The sequence below is a fragment of the Nocardioides segetis genome, from assembly GCF_051390595.1.
GTDB lineage: Bacteria > Actinomycetota > Actinomycetes > Propionibacteriales > Nocardioidaceae > Nocardioides.
In genome coordinates, this window is the sequence record NZ_JBNINR010000039.1 from 1 (window position 1) to 1,261 (window position 1,261).

The following is a 1,261-nucleotide window of genomic DNA, read 5'->3' on the forward strand; positions in this document are numbered from 1 at the left end:
GGGACTGCTGCACGATCGGGTGACAGGTTGGGTCACGCAGCCTGAGTGGCCGGCGCGGTCATGATGGTCTCGTACTCGATGGGGGTCAATCGTCCGAGAGCCGCCTGCCTGCGGCGTCGGTGGTAGGTCCTCTCGATCCAGGTCACGATGGCGATCCGGAGCTCCTCGCGGGTGGCCCAGGTGCGGCGGTCGAGGACGTTCTTCTGGAGCAGCGCGAAGAAGCTCTCCATGGCCGCGTTGTCCCCGGCAGCGCCGACCCGTCCCATGGATCCGGCCATGTGGTGACGGTTGAGCGCACGGACGAACTTCCGGCTTCGAAATTGCGATCCTCTGTCCGTGTGGACGATGCACCCGGCCACGTCGCCGCGCCTGGCGACGGCATTGTTGAGCGCCGCGACGGCCAGCCGTGACTTCATCCTCGAGTCGAGCGAGTAGCCCACGATCCGGTTGGAGTAGACGTCCTTGAAGGCGCAGAGGTAGAGCTTCCCTTCGCCGGTGCGGTGTTCGGTGATGTCGCCGATCCACAGCTCGTTCGGCCCATCGGCCTTGAACTCGTGCCGGATCACGCCGTGCTTGTCGACCACGGCGCACAGGTCGTCGTGGACCGGTGGGCCGGGCTTCTTCGCCTTCCCGCGCTTAGGCTTGCCGAAGGCCGACCACCAGCCCAGCTCGGAGCAGATCCGCCACGCGGTCCGCTCCGCCATTGGCTCACCGGCATCACGGGCTTCGTCGACAAGGAACCGGTAGCCGAACTCGGGGTCGTCGCGGTGGGCGTCGAACAGGGCGTTGGCGCGGTAGGCCTGGTCGAGTTCGGCATCGGTGACCGGCTGACGCAGCCAGCGGTAGTAGGGCTGGCGCGCGATCTTGAGCACCCGACACGTCACCGTGACGGGGATCCCGTCCTCGGCCAACTCGCGGACGAGCGGGTACGTCATTTTCCCGGAAGATTCGCCTGCGACAGATAGGCGGCCGCGCGACGCAGGACCTCGTTCTCCTGCTCCAGCAGCCGAATCCTCTTCTTCAGCTCGCGGTTCTCCGCGTTCTCAGCCGCGGTCGTGCCGGGCTTGATGCCGTCCTCGACGTCGGCGGTCTTCATCCAGTTCGTCAGGCAGGACTCGCTGATGCCGAAGTCGGCGGCGATCTGCCTCAGATGGACGCCCGGCTCACGGTTTCTCGCGACACGAACCACGTCGTCGCGGAACTCCTTGGGGTACGGCTTCGGCACAGTGCACATCCTTCCAGCGGCACCTCTCGGCACCAC

At 66.5% G+C, this 1,261-nt stretch carries 1 protein-coding gene; it reads right to left on the minus strand.

The features are described from left to right. Positions 1–32: 32 nt before the first annotated feature. A protein-coding gene (locus tag ACPZVR_RS25400) for an IS3 family transposase (protein WP_436702481.1) occupies positions 33–1,225 on the minus strand; the annotation gives its coding sequence in 2 pieces (ribosomal slippage) (positions 33–950 and positions 953–1,225; 1,191 coding nt in all). Positions 1,226–1,261 lie beyond the last annotated feature (36 nt).